11 protein-coding genes are annotated in these 15,343 nt (G+C 73.5%); 6 read left to right on the top strand and 5 right to left on the bottom strand.

Annotation, left to right across the window (positions count from 1 at the left end; translation table 11 throughout):
• Positions 1–330: 330 nt before the first annotated feature.
• Positions 331–2,472: a bifunctional copper resistance protein CopD/cytochrome c oxidase assembly protein gene (locus tag FYX01_RS16220; protein ID WP_150242217.1), complete on the top strand. Its 2,142-nt coding sequence runs from the start codon at positions 331–333 to the stop codon at positions 2,470–2,472.
• Positions 2,473–2,542: 70 nt separating this feature from the next.
• On the opposite strand, the gene FYX01_RS16215 is transcribed toward FYX01_RS16220, so the two are convergent.
• From FYX01_RS16215 to FYX01_RS16195, 5 genes are all read right to left on the bottom strand, one after another.
• A complete protein-coding gene (locus FYX01_RS16215; RefSeq protein WP_150242215.1) occupies positions 2,543–2,971 on the bottom strand; it encodes a hypothetical protein in 429 nt (142 codons plus the stop codon).
• 101 nt (positions 2,972–3,072) lie between these two features.
• The gene (locus FYX01_RS16210; protein ID WP_150242213.1) at positions 3,073–6,078 is read right to left on the bottom strand and encodes an AAA family ATPase; all 3,006 of its coding nucleotides are present in this window, start codon (positions 6,076–6,078) and stop codon (positions 3,073–3,075) included.
• On the bottom strand, positions 6,078–7,235 hold the full coding sequence (locus tag FYX01_RS16205) for an exonuclease SbcCD subunit D (RefSeq protein WP_150242211.1): 1,158 nt from the start codon (positions 7,233–7,235) through the stop codon (positions 6,078–6,080). Before FYX01_RS16205 ends, FYX01_RS16210 begins: the two co-directional genes overlap by 1 nt.
• Positions 7,236–7,323: 88 nt before the next feature.
• Positions 7,324–7,983 carry an O-methyltransferase gene (locus tag FYX01_RS16200; protein WP_150242209.1) on the bottom strand — a complete coding sequence of 220 codons (660 nt, stop codon included), beginning with the start codon at positions 7,981–7,983 and terminating at the stop codon, positions 7,324–7,326.
• Positions 7,984–8,271: 288 nt separating this feature from the next.
• Positions 8,272–8,985 carry a metal-dependent hydrolase gene (locus tag FYX01_RS16195; RefSeq protein ID WP_150242207.1) on the bottom strand — a complete coding sequence of 238 codons (714 nt, stop codon included), beginning with the start codon at positions 8,983–8,985 and terminating at the stop codon, positions 8,272–8,274.
• A 240-nt stretch (positions 8,986–9,225) separates the two neighbouring features.
• On the opposite strand from FYX01_RS16195, the gene FYX01_RS16190 reads away from it, so the two are divergent.
• From FYX01_RS16190 to FYX01_RS16170, 5 genes are read left to right on the top strand one after another with little or no spacing between them, the layout of a single operon-like run.
• On the top strand, positions 9,226–11,094 hold the full coding sequence (locus tag FYX01_RS16190) for an ABC transporter substrate-binding protein (protein ID WP_150242205.1): 1,869 nt from the start codon (positions 9,226–9,228) through the stop codon (positions 11,092–11,094).
• A complete protein-coding gene (locus tag FYX01_RS16185) occupies positions 11,091–12,161 on the top strand; it encodes an ABC transporter permease (RefSeq protein ID WP_150242203.1) in 1,071 nt (356 codons plus the stop codon). The genes FYX01_RS16190 and FYX01_RS16185 overlap by 4 nt, the downstream gene beginning before the upstream one ends.
• The gene (locus tag FYX01_RS16180; protein ID WP_150242201.1) at positions 12,158–13,153 is read left to right on the top strand and encodes an ABC transporter permease; all 996 of its coding nucleotides are present in this window, start codon (positions 12,158–12,160) and stop codon (positions 13,151–13,153) included. The genes FYX01_RS16185 and FYX01_RS16180 overlap by 4 nt, the downstream gene beginning before the upstream one ends.
• Positions 13,150–14,208 carry an ABC transporter ATP-binding protein gene (locus tag FYX01_RS16175; protein ID WP_150242199.1) on the top strand — a complete coding sequence of 353 codons (1,059 nt, stop codon included), beginning with the start codon at positions 13,150–13,152 and terminating at the stop codon, positions 14,206–14,208. Before FYX01_RS16180 ends, FYX01_RS16175 begins: the two co-directional genes overlap by 4 nt.
• Positions 14,205–15,284, top strand: a complete 1,080-nt coding sequence (locus tag FYX01_RS16170) for an ABC transporter ATP-binding protein (RefSeq protein WP_150242196.1) — start codon at positions 14,205–14,207, stop codon at positions 15,282–15,284. Before FYX01_RS16175 ends, FYX01_RS16170 begins: the two co-directional genes overlap by 4 nt.
• Positions 15,285–15,343: the final 59 nt, after the last annotated feature.

Genomic DNA, 15,343 nt, shown 5'->3' with positions numbered 1-15,343 from the left:
TGTGAGGAGCCACGGGGGCCGTGGCGCGGGAGGGGAAGCCGAACGGCGAAGGCGGGGAGGACCGTCGTCGCGACCGGACCCGAGCGTATCGCGGGAGGCCCCTCGGGGAGGGGGGAACGCGACATCCTTCCGGACGCTCCGCGTATCCGGAGCTTTTACGGGGGTTACCGGAGTCGCCCGAGTCCGACACTGTGTAGCAAACGGTTTAACCTTGGTCGAGGTGTTCCTCCGTGCGCGGCCCCTGCCGGAAGTGTCTGGACGGCGGCGAGGCGGTCACACGGCCAAGGGCGCTGACCAGCCATCGAAACGAGACCGACGACGGAGTGGCGCGTGGCTCCTCCCGCACTGAACCCGAAACCCCCCTTCCAGGAACACCATGAAGACGCACCGGGCACGGGGCGCGTCCCCTTCTTCGCGGCGGCCGCCGCGGCCCTGTGCCTGATCGGTCTGAGCCTCACCCTCGTTCTCGGCGGCGCCGCCTTCCCCGAGGTCATCCCGGGCCTGCCCGACGCCGGTGAGGCCGTCCGCTGGGGCCTGCCCCTGGCCAAGACCGCCATGGACGCCGCCGCGGTCGCGGCCATCGGCCTGCTGCTCCTCGCCGCGGTCCTGCTGCCCTCCCACAAGGGCCGGCTGTCTCCACAGGCGGTCGGCTACGTGCAAGGCGCCACCTGGGCGGCCCTGGCCTGGGCCGTCTCCGCCGTGTTCGTCCTCTACTTCCAGGCCTCGGAGTTCCTGGCCAAGACCGCCGGCCAGGTCAGCATCGACGAGGTCACCGCCTACGCCGGGTCCGTCTCCGGCGGCATCGCGCTGATGTTCGTCGTCCTGTTCACGACCGGCATCGCCCTGTTCGGACGCACGACCACCAGCGTCACCGGTGGTCTGTGGCTGCTCGTCCTCGCCCTGGTCGCCGTCACGCCCCCGGCGCTGACCGGCCACTCGGCCTCCTCGGGAGCGCACGAACTGGCCGTGACCGGGCTGGCCATGCACGTCATCTCCATTAGCGTGTGGGTGGGCGGGCTGGCCGCCCTCACCTACCATGCGGTGCGCCGGGACGCGCAGGACCCGTCGGTGGCCGCCAACCGGTTCAGCCGCCTGGCCCTGTGGGCCTACGTCGGCGTGGCCGTCAGCGGCGTGGCCAGCGCGCTGGCGCGCCTGTACTCCGTCGGGGACCTGGTCACCACCGAGTACGGGCTGATCATCCTGGTCAAGACCATCCTGTTCGTGGTCCTGGGCGCGTTCGGCTACATGCACCGCGAGTTCGCCTTCAAGCGCCTCGGCGACGCGCCGCAGGGCACGGCGGGGGAGGCCTTCCGGCGCCCGCTGTTCCTGCGCGTGGCCCTGGTCGAGGTGCTCCTCATGGCCGCCGTCATCGGCGTGGCCGTCGGGCTGGGGCGCACCGCGCCGCCCCCGCCGCTGGAGAGCGCCGTCGACCCGGCCACCATCATCCTCGGCTTCCCCGTCCCACCGCCCATGAGCGCCGGGACCCTGCTCACGCTGTGGCGCCCCGACCTGTTCTTCGCCATGCTCGTGGTGATCGGGGGCGGGTTGTACGCGGCCGGTGTGGTGCGGCTGCGGCGCCGGGGCGACCCCTGGCCCGTCGGGCGCACGGTGTCCTTCGCGGCGGGACTGCTGACGATCGTCGCCACACAGCTGAGCGGGTTCGCGACCTACTCGATGGTGATGTTCTCGACGCACATGATCCAGCACATGGTGCTGTCGATGCTCACCCCGATCCTGCTGGTGCTGGGCGCGCCGGTCACCCTGGCCCTGCGCGGGCTCCGGCCCGCCGCGCGGCGCGGGGACCGGGGGCCGCGCGAGTGGCTGAACCTGTTCCTGAACAGCCGCTTCTCCAAGGTGGTGACGCATCCGGCGGTCGCCGCCCCGCTGTTCGTGCTCAGCCCCTACGCGCTGTACTTCACCCCGCTGTTCGGCACGCTGATGAACGACCACCTGGGTCACATGTTCATGGGCGTGCACTTCCTCCTCGTGGGCTTCCTCTTCTACTGGATCATCGTGGGCGTGGACCCGGCCCCGAGGAAGGTGCCCTTCCTGCTGCGGATCCTGCTGCTGCTGGTGGTGATGGGGTTCCACGCCTTCTTCGGCATCACGATCATGATGCAGTCGGCGCCGCTGGCGATGGACTTCTACGGCCAGTTCGAGGTGCCCTGGCTGGAGGGGCAGGCCGAGGACCAGTACAAGGGCGGCGGCGTCGCCTGGGCGCTGGGCGAGATCCCCACCGCGCTGGTCATGATCGCCCTGGTCCGGCAGTGGGCGCGCGACGACGAGAAGGAGGAGCGCCGCCGCGAACGGCACAGCCGCCGGGACGGCTCCGACGACGCCGACATGGACGCCTACAACGCCTACCTGGCCGAACTCGGCCGGCGCTCACGCGCCACGGGTCCGGCCAAGGACACCGCGCCCCCGGAGGCGCCGGGCCCGAACCCGGAGGCGCCGGGTCCGAAGGACGGCTAGCGCGGCCGGGCGGCGAAGCGCCCCGCGCCGGAGGGCGCGGGGCGTGGGGGCGGGACGTGGGGAAGCGGCGTCAGACGACCAGGGCGGCCACGGACGCGCCCACCAGTCCCAGGGCCAGGCAGACCAGCAGGCCCACGGCCAGGACCGGCGGGGACGGCCGCAGCGAGGCGAGGGCGGACCGGTTCCCGGACGCGGCCTGGCGGCGGGCCACCAGCGGCAGCATCCCCACGTTCACCGCGTACACGACGGCCACGACGCAGCTGGCCACGGCGAACGCCGTCCAGAAGCCGGGCCCGGCGGACAGCGTGTTGGCCGCGGCCAACGTCGGCAGCGCCACCAGCAGCACCACCGAGGCGGTTCCGAACGCCACCCGCGTCCTGGGAGTCGTTCCGCTCGCACCTCCCGGAAGCACGAGGAGCAGACCGATGAGGGCCGCCATCATGATGGCGCCCACGATTCCGAACACGGCGATGTTGACCAGCGAATTCACGCTGGTCATTGTCGCACCGGTCCGGAGGCGGCCGGATCCGGGGTGGGGGTGCGCGCGGCCGGTCCGCGCGCCGCGGGCACCCACCCGTCCCGGGACAGGGACCGGGCCGGTCAGCCCACGTGCTCCACCCTCGACCCCGAGGCGCTCTTGACCACCCTCAGCCGCGTCGTGACCCGCTGCCTCAGGTCGGCGACATGGCTCACCACGCCCACGGCGCGGCCGCCGTCGCGCAGCCGGTCCAGCACGTCCAGCACCTCCTCCAGGGTGTCCTCGTCCAGGGTGCCGAAGCCCTCGTCCACGAACAGCGTGTCGATGTCCGCGCCGCCAGCCTCGGCGCCGGCCACGTCGCCCAGTCCCAGTGCCAGGGCCAGCGAACTGAAGAACGTCTCCCCGCCCGAGAGCGTGGCCGGATCGCGCTCCACCCCCGTCCAGGCGTCGACCACACGCATGCCCAGGCCGCCGGCCGAACGCGCGCGCCCGTCGCCGGCGGCCTTGTCCACCGTGTACCGCAGTTCGTACCGGCCGTCCGACATCGTCACCAGGCGGTCGTTGGCGGCGGCCACCACCCGTTCCAGGCGGGAGGCCAGCACGTACGCGGACAGGCGCACGTGGTCGGTGTTGTCGGGGGAGGTTCCCGCCGCCAGGCCGCGCAGTCCCTCGGCAACCGTGTAGCGGTGCAGCACCGGATCGCGGTCCGTCAGCTCCCGCCGGAGATCCCCGCGCAGCTCGGTGAGCCGGACCGCACGCTGTTCCAGCGTGCTCCGCCAGGTCACCGCGCGGTCCGCGGCGTCCGAGGCGCGCAGGGAGCCGGCGGCCAGCGCCTCCAGGTCCGGTGCGGGCAGTCCTCCCGCGGCGACCAGGCCGGGGTCGGCCAGCGCCGCCTCGGCGGCGGCCAGCTCGTCGTCGAAGGAACGGGCGCGCTCGCGCAGCTCACGCCGTCGCCGCTCGTCCAGGGCGGCCTCCCACACCCCGGCCTCGTCGGCGAACCGGGCGTCGGCCCGTGCCCGCTCGGCCTCGGCGGCGGCCGCGCGCAGCTCCTCGGCCGCGCGGTCGCGGTTGACGGCGGCCTCGGCGGCGGCGCGGAGCAGGTCGGCCTCGCCGTTCAGCCTGGTGATCCGCTCGTCCAGCCCCGCGTCGTCCCCGCGTGCCTGGTCCAGCCGGGCTGTGAGCCTCCCGTGCTCGTGGACGGCGTTCTCCCGGTCGGCTTCCACCCGGGTCTCCTGGAGGGCCAGCTCGCCCTCGCGTGCACGGGCCCCCTCCAGGTCGTCGGCGGCCCTCTCCAGCGCCTCCTCCACCCGGCGCGCCTCCCCCACGGCGTCCCGGGCCTCCGACAGCGCTCGGACGTGGGTCCGCACCTCCTCGCGGGCGGACTCCGGGGTGCGGCCCTCGGCGCGCTCGCGGGCGGCGTCGCGCCGCTCGCGCAGCGCCACCACGGCGTTCTCCGCCTCGGCGCGCCGGACGGCGGCGGCGTCGGCGGCCGCCTGGGCCCGCTTCTCCTCCTCCGCGGACACCAGCCCCTGCCCGGAAGGCCGGGCGGGAGAGGGGTGCTCCGCCGACCCGCACACGGCGCACGGCTCGCCGGCGGCGAGGCCGGCCGCCAGCTCGGCGGCCATGTGGCTGATGCGGCGCTCGCGCAGTCCGAGGGCGCGGTCACGGGCGTCCTGGGCTGTGTCCACCGTCGCGCCGTGCCGCTCGTGGGCCTCCTCCAGCTCCCGGCCGAGGCGGTCGTACTCCACGGCCGCGTCCCGGCGCCGCTCGGCGGCGGCCAGGGCGGTCCCCGCCGCCTCCACCCTGCCCGCCCGGTCGCGCAGTCCGCGCAGTTTGGTGGTCAGCCGCTCCACCCGGGGCGGCAGGTCGGCGACCAGCCCGCGCTGGTGTTCCCGCTGGTCGCGGATATCGCCCAGGCGCCGGGTGAGCGCGGTGACGGAGCGGCCCAGGGACTGGCAGCGCTCGGCGTCCCCGCGCAGCAGCTCCAGGCGGGCCAGCTCGTCACGGCGCTCCCGTTCGGCGCCGCGCAGCGCCTCCTCGGGGCCGGAACCGCCGGGCTCCGCCGGGAACAGGTCCGCGGTGTCGACCCCGGACAGGCCGCTGACCAGGGACATGTGGTCGGTGACGGCCAGTTCGGCCTTGTCCAGCTCGGTGCGTCGGGTGTCGCGGGCGCGCAGGAGCGGCAGCACCGACTCGGTGCGTTCGGCCGCGTCGAGCCGGGTGCCGATCTCCGCGCGCCGGTCGGTGCGCTCGGCGAGCCCGGTACGGCGCCGACGCGCGGAGGCCAGCCGCTCCTGGCGTTCGCGCAGTTCCCGCCCCTCGCTCAGAGCCCGCTGCGCGGCCTCGCGGGCCCCGGTGAACTCCTCGGCCACGGACGCGGCGTCGCGCGCGGTCGCGGCGGTGACGGAGGCCAGCTCGGCGGCCCACGCCGACAGCTCCTCGGGCGGGTCGGGGGCGGCGGACCGGCCGACCTCGGCGATCCGGCCCGCGACCGCGCGCACCCGGTCGTCGGCGGACTCCACCTCGCGGCGCAGCCCGTTGGCGTGCCCCTTGAACCACTCCTCCACGTCACGGAACACGCGGGTGTTGAAGATCCGCTCCAGGGAGTCGCGCCGGTCGTCGGACTTGGCGCGCAGGAACCGGGCGAAGTCTCCCTGGGGGAGCATGGCGGTCTGGCAGAACTGTTCGAGGGTGAGCCCGACCAGGTCGCCGACGAACTGTCCGGCCTCGTCGGGGCGGTTGGTGACGCCCTCCCAACGGCCGTTGAGCCGCTCCTGGACGAGGACCTTGGCGTTCTCGACCTTGGTGCCGGTCCCGCGCTTCTTGGGCCGTTCCCAGCGGGGGCCGCGCTCGACGCGGACGCGGCGGTCCCGGACGGTGAACTCCAGGGTGATCCGGGGGGCGCGGTCCAGCGGCGCGTGGTCGCTCTTGGGGGAGCGGTCCTTGCCGCGTGCGCCCGGCACACCGCCGTACAGGGCGAAGCACACCGCGTCCAGCACGGAGGTCTTGCCCGCGCCGGTGGGGCCGTGGATCAGGAAGAGGCCGCCCGCGCTGAGGCGGTCGAAGTCCACCTTCTCGGTGCCCGCGAACGGACCGAACGCCTCGATGGTGAGGGTGTGCAGCCGCATCAGCGCATTCCCTCCTGGGACCGGACCTGCTCGACGGCGGTGTTCACGAGGGCCTCCTCCTCGGGGGTGGCGGGGGTGCCACGGGCCCACTCGACGAAGTCGGCGACCACCTGGCGCTCGCTGCGGTCGGCGACGGAGGCGGCGACCGGGCGCGTGTCGGGGGTGCCGCCCTCGGGGGCGAACTCCAGGACCAGGGTGTGGGGGAAGCGTTCGCGCAGCCGGTCCATGGGGTGCGCCGGCCGGCGGGGGTCGGTGAGGGTGATCTGGAGCCAGTGGCCGGTGTGGGACTCCCACTCGGGAAGGGTGAGCAGGTCCTCGATCCGGCCGCGGATCCGGGCCAGAGGGCGGGGGACGGGCGCCTCGACGAACTCCGCGCCCGCCAGGCCGCCGGCGTCCAGCTCCACCACCCAGTAGCCCTTGACGTGGTGCTCCTCGGAGAAGGAGTAGGCGAGCGGGCTGCCCGCGTAGCGCACGGACGGGGTGATGGCCTGCCGTCCGTGCAGGTGGCCCAGGGCGACGTAGTCGACCCCGTCGTAGACCGGGACGGGCACGTGCGAGGCGCCGCCCACGGAGATGTCGCGCTCGCTGTCGGAGGGCTCGCCGCCGGTGACGAAGGCGTGGGAGAGGACCACCGAGCGGGTACCGGGGCGCTCGGCGAGGTCGGCGCGGACCAGGTCCATGGCGTGCCCGACGGCCGCGGAGTGGCCGCGCTCGGGCAGGTCCCACTGGTGGCGGGCGATCTCCGGTTCGAGGTAGGGGATGCCGTAGAAGGCGACGGAACCGTGCTCGTCGTCGACGACGACGGGGGCGCCGACCCCCTCCAGGGAGCTGCGCAGGTGGACGCCGGAGGCGTCGATGAGGCCGGTGGCGAAGGACATCCGCGTCATGGAGTCGTGGTTGCCGCTGATGAGGACGGCGCGGGCCCCGGTGTCGCGGATGCGGCTGAGCGCGCGGTCGAACAGCCGCACGGCGTCCACCGAGGGGAGCGCGCGGTCGTAGAGGTCACCGGCCACGACCACGACGTCGATCCGGCGTTCGCGGATGGTGTCGACGAGGTGGTCGAGGAAGGTGGCCTGGGCGTCGATGAGGTTCTCCCTGTGGAAGGAGCGACCCAGGTGCCAGTCCGAGGTGTGCAGCAGGCGCATGGCACCGGACATTACCGAAGACGGGCGCGCCGCGTTCGGGAGAACCGGTTCCGTGGACGACGGTGGGATACCGGCGTCCGCGGGTCCCGCCGGGTGCGCGTCAGTGTTTGCGGGCGAGGGTGAGGCCGTCGCCGACGGGCAGCAGCACCTGCGCGACGCGTTCGTCGGCGACCAGCCGGTCGTTGAACTCGCGGATGCCCCGCACCGCCGGGGAGGTGGCGGAGGTGTCCACCACGCGCCCGTGGGAGAGGGTGTTGTCGGCCAGGACCAGGCCGCCCCGGCGGACGCGGGGGACCAGCTCCTCCCAGTAGCCGACGTAGCCCTCCTTGTCGGCGTCCACGAAGGCCAGGTCGAACTGGGGCTCCGGGGGGAGCGCGCGCAGGGTCTCCAGGGCCGGGCCGAGCCTGAGGGTGATCTTGTCGGCGACCCCGGCGCGCTCCCAGTAGCGGCGGGCGACGGAGGTCCACGCGTCGCTGACGTCCAGGGCCAGCAGGTGGCCGTCCTCGGGCAGGCCGCGCGCGAAGCAGATCGAGGAGTAGCCGGTGAAGGTGCCGACCTCCACGACGTCGCGCGCGCCGGAGATCCGGGTGAGCAGAGTGGTGAAGGCGCCCTGCTCGGGGCCGATCTGCATGCCCTGGTAGTCGGGGAAGAGCCGCGCGGTCTCCTCGGCGAGGTCGGCGAGTACCTCGTCCACGGGCTCGCTGTGGTCGACGATGTAGGTGTGCAGTTCCGGAGTCAGGCTCTCTGAGGATCGTGTCACGCCCGCCAGCCTAGAACAGCGCTCCCCGCATCACCCGGACCGGCCCGCTGTGCTTCAGGGCGTGTGGCGAGTGCCCGCGCAGCCCCTGGGGGCGTGGCCAGGGCGTCGGCGGGGTTCTGGAGGCGCCGTAGGCGGGTCCGTGAGGAACGGGCGAACCCGCCGGAGGCGCCGAAGGCTCCCGCCTTCGAGGCGCCCGAACAAGGAGGGCGCCGCGCCGCAGGCGTCCGTTGAGGGTGGTGGAGGGCGACGGGCGGGCGAAGCGGAACGGAGCCCCGAAGAGAGCACGCCCTAGTACTCGGGCAGCAGGGCGGGCCAGTCGAAGAGGTAGATCGTCCCCACGATGACGCCGACGGTCAGCAGCGGGGTGACCACCTTCTGCTCGACGGGTCCGTCGGTGACGAAGCCCATGTTCTGGCCGAAGCGCTTCTTGTAGAGGGGCCAGAAGATCGGCACGCCCATCTTGGTGATCATGTCGCCGAAGAAGTGCAGGACCACTCCGAAGGCCACGGCCAGGCCCAGCCAGCTGTAGTTCACCCCGGCGGTGAACAGGGCCAGCGTGATCCCTCCGGTGACCAGCGCGTTGATGACCCCCGAGGCGATGCGGTTCTTGTCCAGGCCGAAGCCCAGGCCCTGGAAGGCGATGCCGATCAGCAGGAACACGAAGACCTGGACCGCCATCTCCGACCACAGGGCCAGCAGCTGGACCAGCACGCCGACGAGGATCGCGAAGAAGAACGAGTGCGTTCCCATGCGGTGCCCGCCGAAGAGGAAGCCGAGCATGCCGCCCAGCGTCTCGGTGACCTTGCCGTAGGTCTTGGTCACCGTGGCGCTCTTGTGGTCCAGGTCGGGCAGCAGGGCCGCGCCGGCGCAGACCAGGGAGCCGGCGATGACCTCACCGGGGCCCAGGTCGAAGCTGAGTCCAGGAAGTTCCGTGCCTTGGACCAGCGGAACGACCGCCATCCAGCCGACCACGCCACTGAGTGCGTGCGAGTGCCCCATCATGGCCGGAACCGTAGCGGAGTACGGCATTCACTGCCAACGCGGGGTGGCCGTGAACGATCCGCCCGCCACGCGGCGCACACCGAACCACCCCGGCGCCGGACCCGGGCGCGAATGTATGCCGATGTCACGGCGCTCCACGTAGATCATTGACGTTGATCACCGCAGGTTGGTAAACAACCACCAACCCCAGGGTGGCGGTGGCGCGCCGCCCACCACACGATCCTCTGACAGGGGCCGCACATGAACTCCCACCACCATCCCTCCGGCCTCCGTCGGCGCCCCAGCACCCGCCTCCGCCGCGTCGCCGCCGCGGGTACCGCCCTGCTCCTGGCCGCGGCCCCCGCCCTCGCCTCCGCCCCCGCAGCCGCGGACGAGGGCGGCGGCGACACCCTCACGGTCGCGCTCTCCCAGCAGGTGGACTCGTTCAACCCCTTCACGGCCCAGCTCGCCGTGACCACCAACATCCTCCGCCACGTCTACGACTCCCTCCTCACCACCGATCCCGAGACGAACGGGCCCGCCGCCTCCCTGGCCGAGTCCTGGGAGGCGAGCGAGGACGGCCTCACCTGGACCTTCCAGCTGCGCGACGACGTCACCTTCTCCGACGGCGAGCCCCTCACCGCCGACGACGTGGCCTGGACCTTCACCACGATGATGGAGAACGAGGCGGCGTCCGTCGCCAACGGCAACTACGTCTCCGGCTTCAGGTCGGTCACCGCGCCGGACGGGCACACCGTGGTCGTCGAACTGGACGAGCCCCAGGCCACCATGACCTCCCTGAACGTCCCGATCGTGCCCAGGCACGTCTGGGAGCCGATCCTGGAGGAGTCGGAGGGGGGAGACTCCCTCGCCGAGTACGGCAACGAGGACTTCCCGACCGTCGGCAGCGGCCCCTTCGTCCTCACCGGCCACGACAAGGGCAGGTCCATCACCCTGGAGGCCAACCCCGACCACTGGCGCGGCGCCCCCGGCTTCGACCGGATCGTCCTGCGCTACTACTCCGAGAAGGACGCCGCGGTCGAGGCCCTGCGCGGCGGCGAGGTCTCCTTCGTCTACGAACTCACCCGGGCCCAGGCCACCGCCCTGGAGTCCGCCGAGAACGTCCACGTCAACACCGCCGACGGCAAGCGCTTCCAGGCCTTCACCGTCAACCCCGGAGCCGTGACCCAGGACGGCGAGGAGTTCGGCGACGGGCACCCCGCCCTCGCCGACCGCACCCTGCGCCAGGCCATCGCCATGGCCGTCGACAACCAGGAGATCGTCGACAAGGCGCACGGCGGCCAGGCCGTCGCCGCGGGAGGCTACATCCCGCCCCGCTACTCCGACTTCCACTGGGAGCCGGAGGGCGACGAGGCCGCCCCCGACTTCGACCCCGACGCCGCCAACGCCATGCTCGACGAGGCCGGGTACGAGAGAGGCGGGGACGGGGTGCGCGTCTCACCCGACGGCGACCGCCTCAAGCTGCGCATGCACGTCCACCAGGACCGTCCCGCCAACGTCAACGCCGGACTGATCCTGGTCGAGCGCCTCGCCGACATCGGCATCGAGGTCGATAACCGCACCGTCGACCCCGGCGTGCTCAGCGACGCCCTCTACGCCGGCGAGTACGACCTCATCTTCACGGGGTGGACGGTCAACCCCGACCCCGACTACGTCCTCAGCATCCACACCTGCGAGGCCCTGCCCACCGAGCCCGGCACGATGCAGGGCGACGCCTACTTCTGCGACGAGGAGTACGACGATCTCTACGAGGCCCAGCTCGCCGAGTACGACCGTCCCGGACGCGCCGAGCTCGTCCGCCGGCTCCAGCAGGTCCTCTACCGCGAGGCCGTCGTGAACGTCCTCGCCTACCCCAACATCATGGAGGCCTACCGCACCGACCAGATCGCCTCCCTCCAGTACGAGCCCGCCGAGGGCGGCAACATCTGGGGCCAGGAGGGCTACTGGGCCTGGTGGTCCGCCGAACCCGCCTCCGCCGAGGCCGGAGCCTCCGCCTCCGGGCCCTCCACCGGCGTCTGGGTCGGCGTCGGAGCCGTCGTGCTCGCCCTCGTAGCGGCGGGGGGCTTCCTGCTGTTCCGCCGACGCTCCACCATGGAGGACCGCGAGTGACCAGTACTCCCACCACGGCGGGCGATCCGTCCGGGCCCGGGGCGACCGGCGCCCCCGACCCGGCGGACCCCGCCGGGTCCGGCCGCGCCTGGCGCGTCGCGCGCTACGTGGCCGGACGCCTGACGACCGCGGCGGTCTCCCTGGGCGCCGTGGTCGTCGCCGGGTTCTTCCTCTTCCGGATCCTGCCCGGCGACCCCGTCCGCGCCATGACCGAGGGCCGCGAGGTCACCGCGGAGCAGCGCGAGGAGCTGCGCCGCCAGTTCGGCCTCGACGAGCCGCTGTGGCAGCAGTTCCTGGACTACGCGGCCGGACTGCTCCGCCTCGATCTCGGCACCTCCTTCCAGTACCGCGAGCCGGTCGCCGAGCTCATCCTGGACAGGCTCGGGTCCACGGTCCTGCTCGCCGGGACCGGCACGGTCGTCGCCGCGCTCCTGGGCCTGTTCCTGGGCGCCCGCGCCGGGTGGAGGCCGGGCGGTCGCGGCGACCGCGTGAACACCGCCGTGGCCCTGTTCTTCTGGTCGGTGCCCACGTTCTGGCTCGGCCTGCTGCTCATCGTGTTCCTGGCCTCCGGACGCGGGTTCGTGCCCGGCCTGTTCCCCACCGGCGGAATGGTCGATCCCGGGACCGACGGAGTCCTGGAGACCGCGCTGAACACCGCCTGGCACATGGTGCTGCCCGTCATCACCATGGTCGCGGTCATCTACGCCCAGTACCTGATGATCATGCGCTCCTCGCTCATGGACGAGAAGGGCGCCGACTATCTCACCACCGCACGCGCCAAGGGCCTGCGCGACACCCTGGTGCGACGCAGGCACGCCGTGCCCAACGCCCTGCTGCCCACGGTGACGCTCGTCTTCCTCAACCTCGGCCAGATCGTGTCCGGCGTGATCCTCGTGGAGACCGTGTTCTCCTGGCCCGGCCTCGGACAGCTCTTCTACTCCGGCCTGCGCGTGCCCGACCTCGGCCTCGTCCAGGGCCTGTTCGTGGTCTTCGCGGCCTCGGTGATCCTCATGAACCTTCTCGCCGACATGGTGTACCCGCTGCTCGACCCCCGGGTGCGCCCGTGAGCGCCCCCGCCGGGACGCCCGGCACCCCCGAGGCCGGCGGGACCGACCGGGCCGGTGAGGCCGACGGCGCCACCGCGCCGGCCTCACCCGGAGCCCTCGCCCGCAGGCGCCGCCGAGAGGCCCTGCGCCGCTTCGCCCGCGAGTACGCTCGCAACCGCGCCGGGCTGTTCGGCCTGGCCGCGCTGCTGGCCATCGGCGCCCTGGCGCTGACCGCACCGCTCCTCGTCGACCAGGCCGATCTCACCATCACCGGCGCGCCCGGCACCGCCTACCAGCCGCCCAGCGCCGAGTACCCGCTCGGCACCGACAACTTCGGCCGTTCCGTCCTGGACCTGGTCGTCTGGGGCTCCCGCGTCTCGCTCACGGTGGGATTCCTGGCCACGGCCGTCTCCGTGCTCCTGGGCACCCTGGTCGGGATGACCGCCGGGCACTTCGGCGCCTCCGGCGGCACCGCCGGGAGGATCGTTTCCTCGGCGCTCATGCGCGTCACCGACTGGTTCCTGGTCCTGCCCACACTGGTCCTGGCCGTGGCCCTGGCCGCCGTGCTGCCGCGCGGTACCGGCACCATCATCATCGCCATCGGCCTCACCGTCTGGCCCGCCACCGCCCGGCTGGTGCGCGCCCAGACCCTGGCCGTGGAGGCCCGCCCCTACGTGGAGCGGGCCCGAGCCCTGGGCGGCGGCCACGCCCACGTCATGGCCTGGCACGTCCTGCCCAACGTCATGCCGGTCGTGCTCGCCCAGACCACCCTGCTCGTGGCCACCTCGATCATCGCCGAGTCCACCCTGGCCTTCCTCGGCGTGGGCGACCCCACCACCGTGTCCTGGGGAGGCGTCCTGGAGGCGGCCCGCAACGCCGGCGCGATCAGCTCCGGGATCTGGTGGTACATGGTCCCGCCCGGCCTGGCGATCGCCCTGGTCGCGCTGTCCTTCACCCTGTGCGGCCGGGCACTCGAATCCGTCATCAACCCGCGACTCCGGGAGCAGCGTTGACCTCCCTGCTCGACGTCCGCGACCTGAACGTCACCTACCGCACCGGCGGCGGCGACGTCCCCGCCGTACGCGGTGTGGACCTGGCCCTGGACCCCGGCGACACCCTGGGCCTGGCGGGGGAGTCCGGCAGCGGCAAGTCCACCGTCGCCCTGGCCCTGCTGCGCCTGCTGCCCGGGACCGCCGGTGTCACCGGCGAGGTGCTCCTGGAGGGCGAGAACGTCCTCGACATGCGCTGGGGCCGCCTGCGCGCGGTCCGCTGGGCGGGCGCCTCCATCGTCTTCCAGGGCGCCATGCACTCGCTCAACCCGGTCCGGAGGGTCGGCGACCAGATCGCCGAACCCATGGCCGTCCACGGCACGGTCCCCGCCGGGGAGGCGCCCGCCCGGGTCACCGCGCTCCTGGAGCAGGTCGGCCTGCCCCACTCCCGGTCCCGCGACTACCCCCACCAGTTGTCCGGCGGCCAGCGCCAGCGGGTCATGATCGCCATGGCGCTGGCGTGCGAACCCCGCCTGGTCATCGCCGACGAGGCCACCACCGCCCTGGACGTGATGATCCAGGCGCAGATCCTGGCCCTGCTGCGGCGGCTGGTCGCCGAGCACGGCATCGGCATGCTGATGATCAGCCACGACCTGTCCGTGCTGTCCTCCACCTGCGACCGGGTCGCGATCATGTACGCGGGACGGATCGTGGAGCAGGGGCCGGCCCCGGAGGTCGTGCACGAGCCCGCGCACCCCTACGCCAGCGCGCTCAGCGCGGCCTTCCCCCGCATCGGCGACCCGGCCTCGCGCCTGGCGCCACGGGGCCTGCCCGGCGATCCGCCCGATCCGGCGGACCCGTCCCCGGGCTGTGTGTTCCGGCCGCGCTGCGCGGTGGCCGAGGCCGTGTGCGCCGCGGTCGACCCGCCCCTGTGGCCGGTGGACCCCGACACCGAGGGCGCCTCCACCCGGCAGGCGGCGTGCGTGCACGTGGGCCCCGCCCGACCGCTGGGGGCGGCGGGGAGCGGGGGAGTGCACGCGGCGCCGACCGCCAACCCCACCGAGGAGAAGCGCCCGTGAGTACCACAGAGACCGACTCCCACGAGACTCCGCCGACCTCCGGGGAGGGGACGGCCCCCGTCCTGAGCGCCAGAGGAGTGGAGGTCGCCTTCGCGGCCGGATTCGCCCCCGGCGGCGGCCGGGGCTCCGCCCGTGCCGTGGACGGCGTCAACCTCGACCTCGCCGCGGGGGAGATCGTGGCGCTGGTGGGGGAGTCCGGCTGCGGCAAGACCACGCTGGCCCGGGCCCTGCTGGGCCTGGAGCGGCCCACCGGCGGCGACGTGGTGTTCGAGGGCGTCCCGCTGCGCTACCGGTCCCGCGACATGCGCCGCTACCGGCGCCGGGTGCAGTTGGTGCAGCAGGATCCCACCGGGTCGCTCAACCCGCGCCGCACCGTCTACGAGTCCGTGGCCGAGGGGCTGCGCATCCACGAGGGCACCACCGTCGACGAGGCCGACCGGGTCGGCGCGGCACTGGCCAAGGCGGGCCTGCGCCCGCCGGAGCGGTTCTTCCCCCGTTACCCGCACGAGATGTCCGGAGGCCAGCGCCAGCGCGTGGTGATCGCGGGCGCGCTGGTGCTGGAACCCGAGGTGCTGGTGGCCGACGAGCCGGTGGCCTCCCTGGACGCGTCGGTGCGCGGCGAGATCCTGCGCCTGCTCCTGGACCTGCGCGCCGACCTGGGACTGTCGGCCCTGGTGGTCACACACGACCTGGGACTGGCGTGGAACATCGCCGACCGGGTCGCGGTGATGTACCTGGGCAGGGTGGTGGAGCTGGGCACGGTGGAGGAGGTCCTGTCCGCGCCCGCGCACCCCTACACCCGGGCGCTGCTGTCGGTGCTGCCGGAGGCGGAGGGCGATCCGGTGGTGCTGTCCGGCGAGCCGCCGGACCCCAAGCGCGTGCCGCGGGGGTGCCGGTTCCATCCGCGCTGCCCGGTGCAGGCCTCGGGCGAGGCCGAGCGCGCGGGGGTCGCCGACCGCTGCCGCACCGTGGACCCGGCGATTCTGGAGGGCGGGGCCGAGCGCCGGGTGGCCTGCCACTGGGCGGCGGACGACACGGCCGGGCGGATCCGCGGCCGGGATCCGAACACCGGCTGAGACCGGGGTGGGGCGCTGGTCGCGGACGTCTCCACGAGGGCACGGCGTACACCCGCCCT

The organism is Nocardiopsis quinghaiensis, assembly GCF_008638365.1.
In the GTDB taxonomy this organism is placed as follows: domain Bacteria; phylum Actinomycetota; class Actinomycetes; order Streptosporangiales; family Streptosporangiaceae; genus Nocardiopsis; species Nocardiopsis quinghaiensis.
This window is presented reverse-complemented; position numbering and strand designations above follow the sequence as displayed.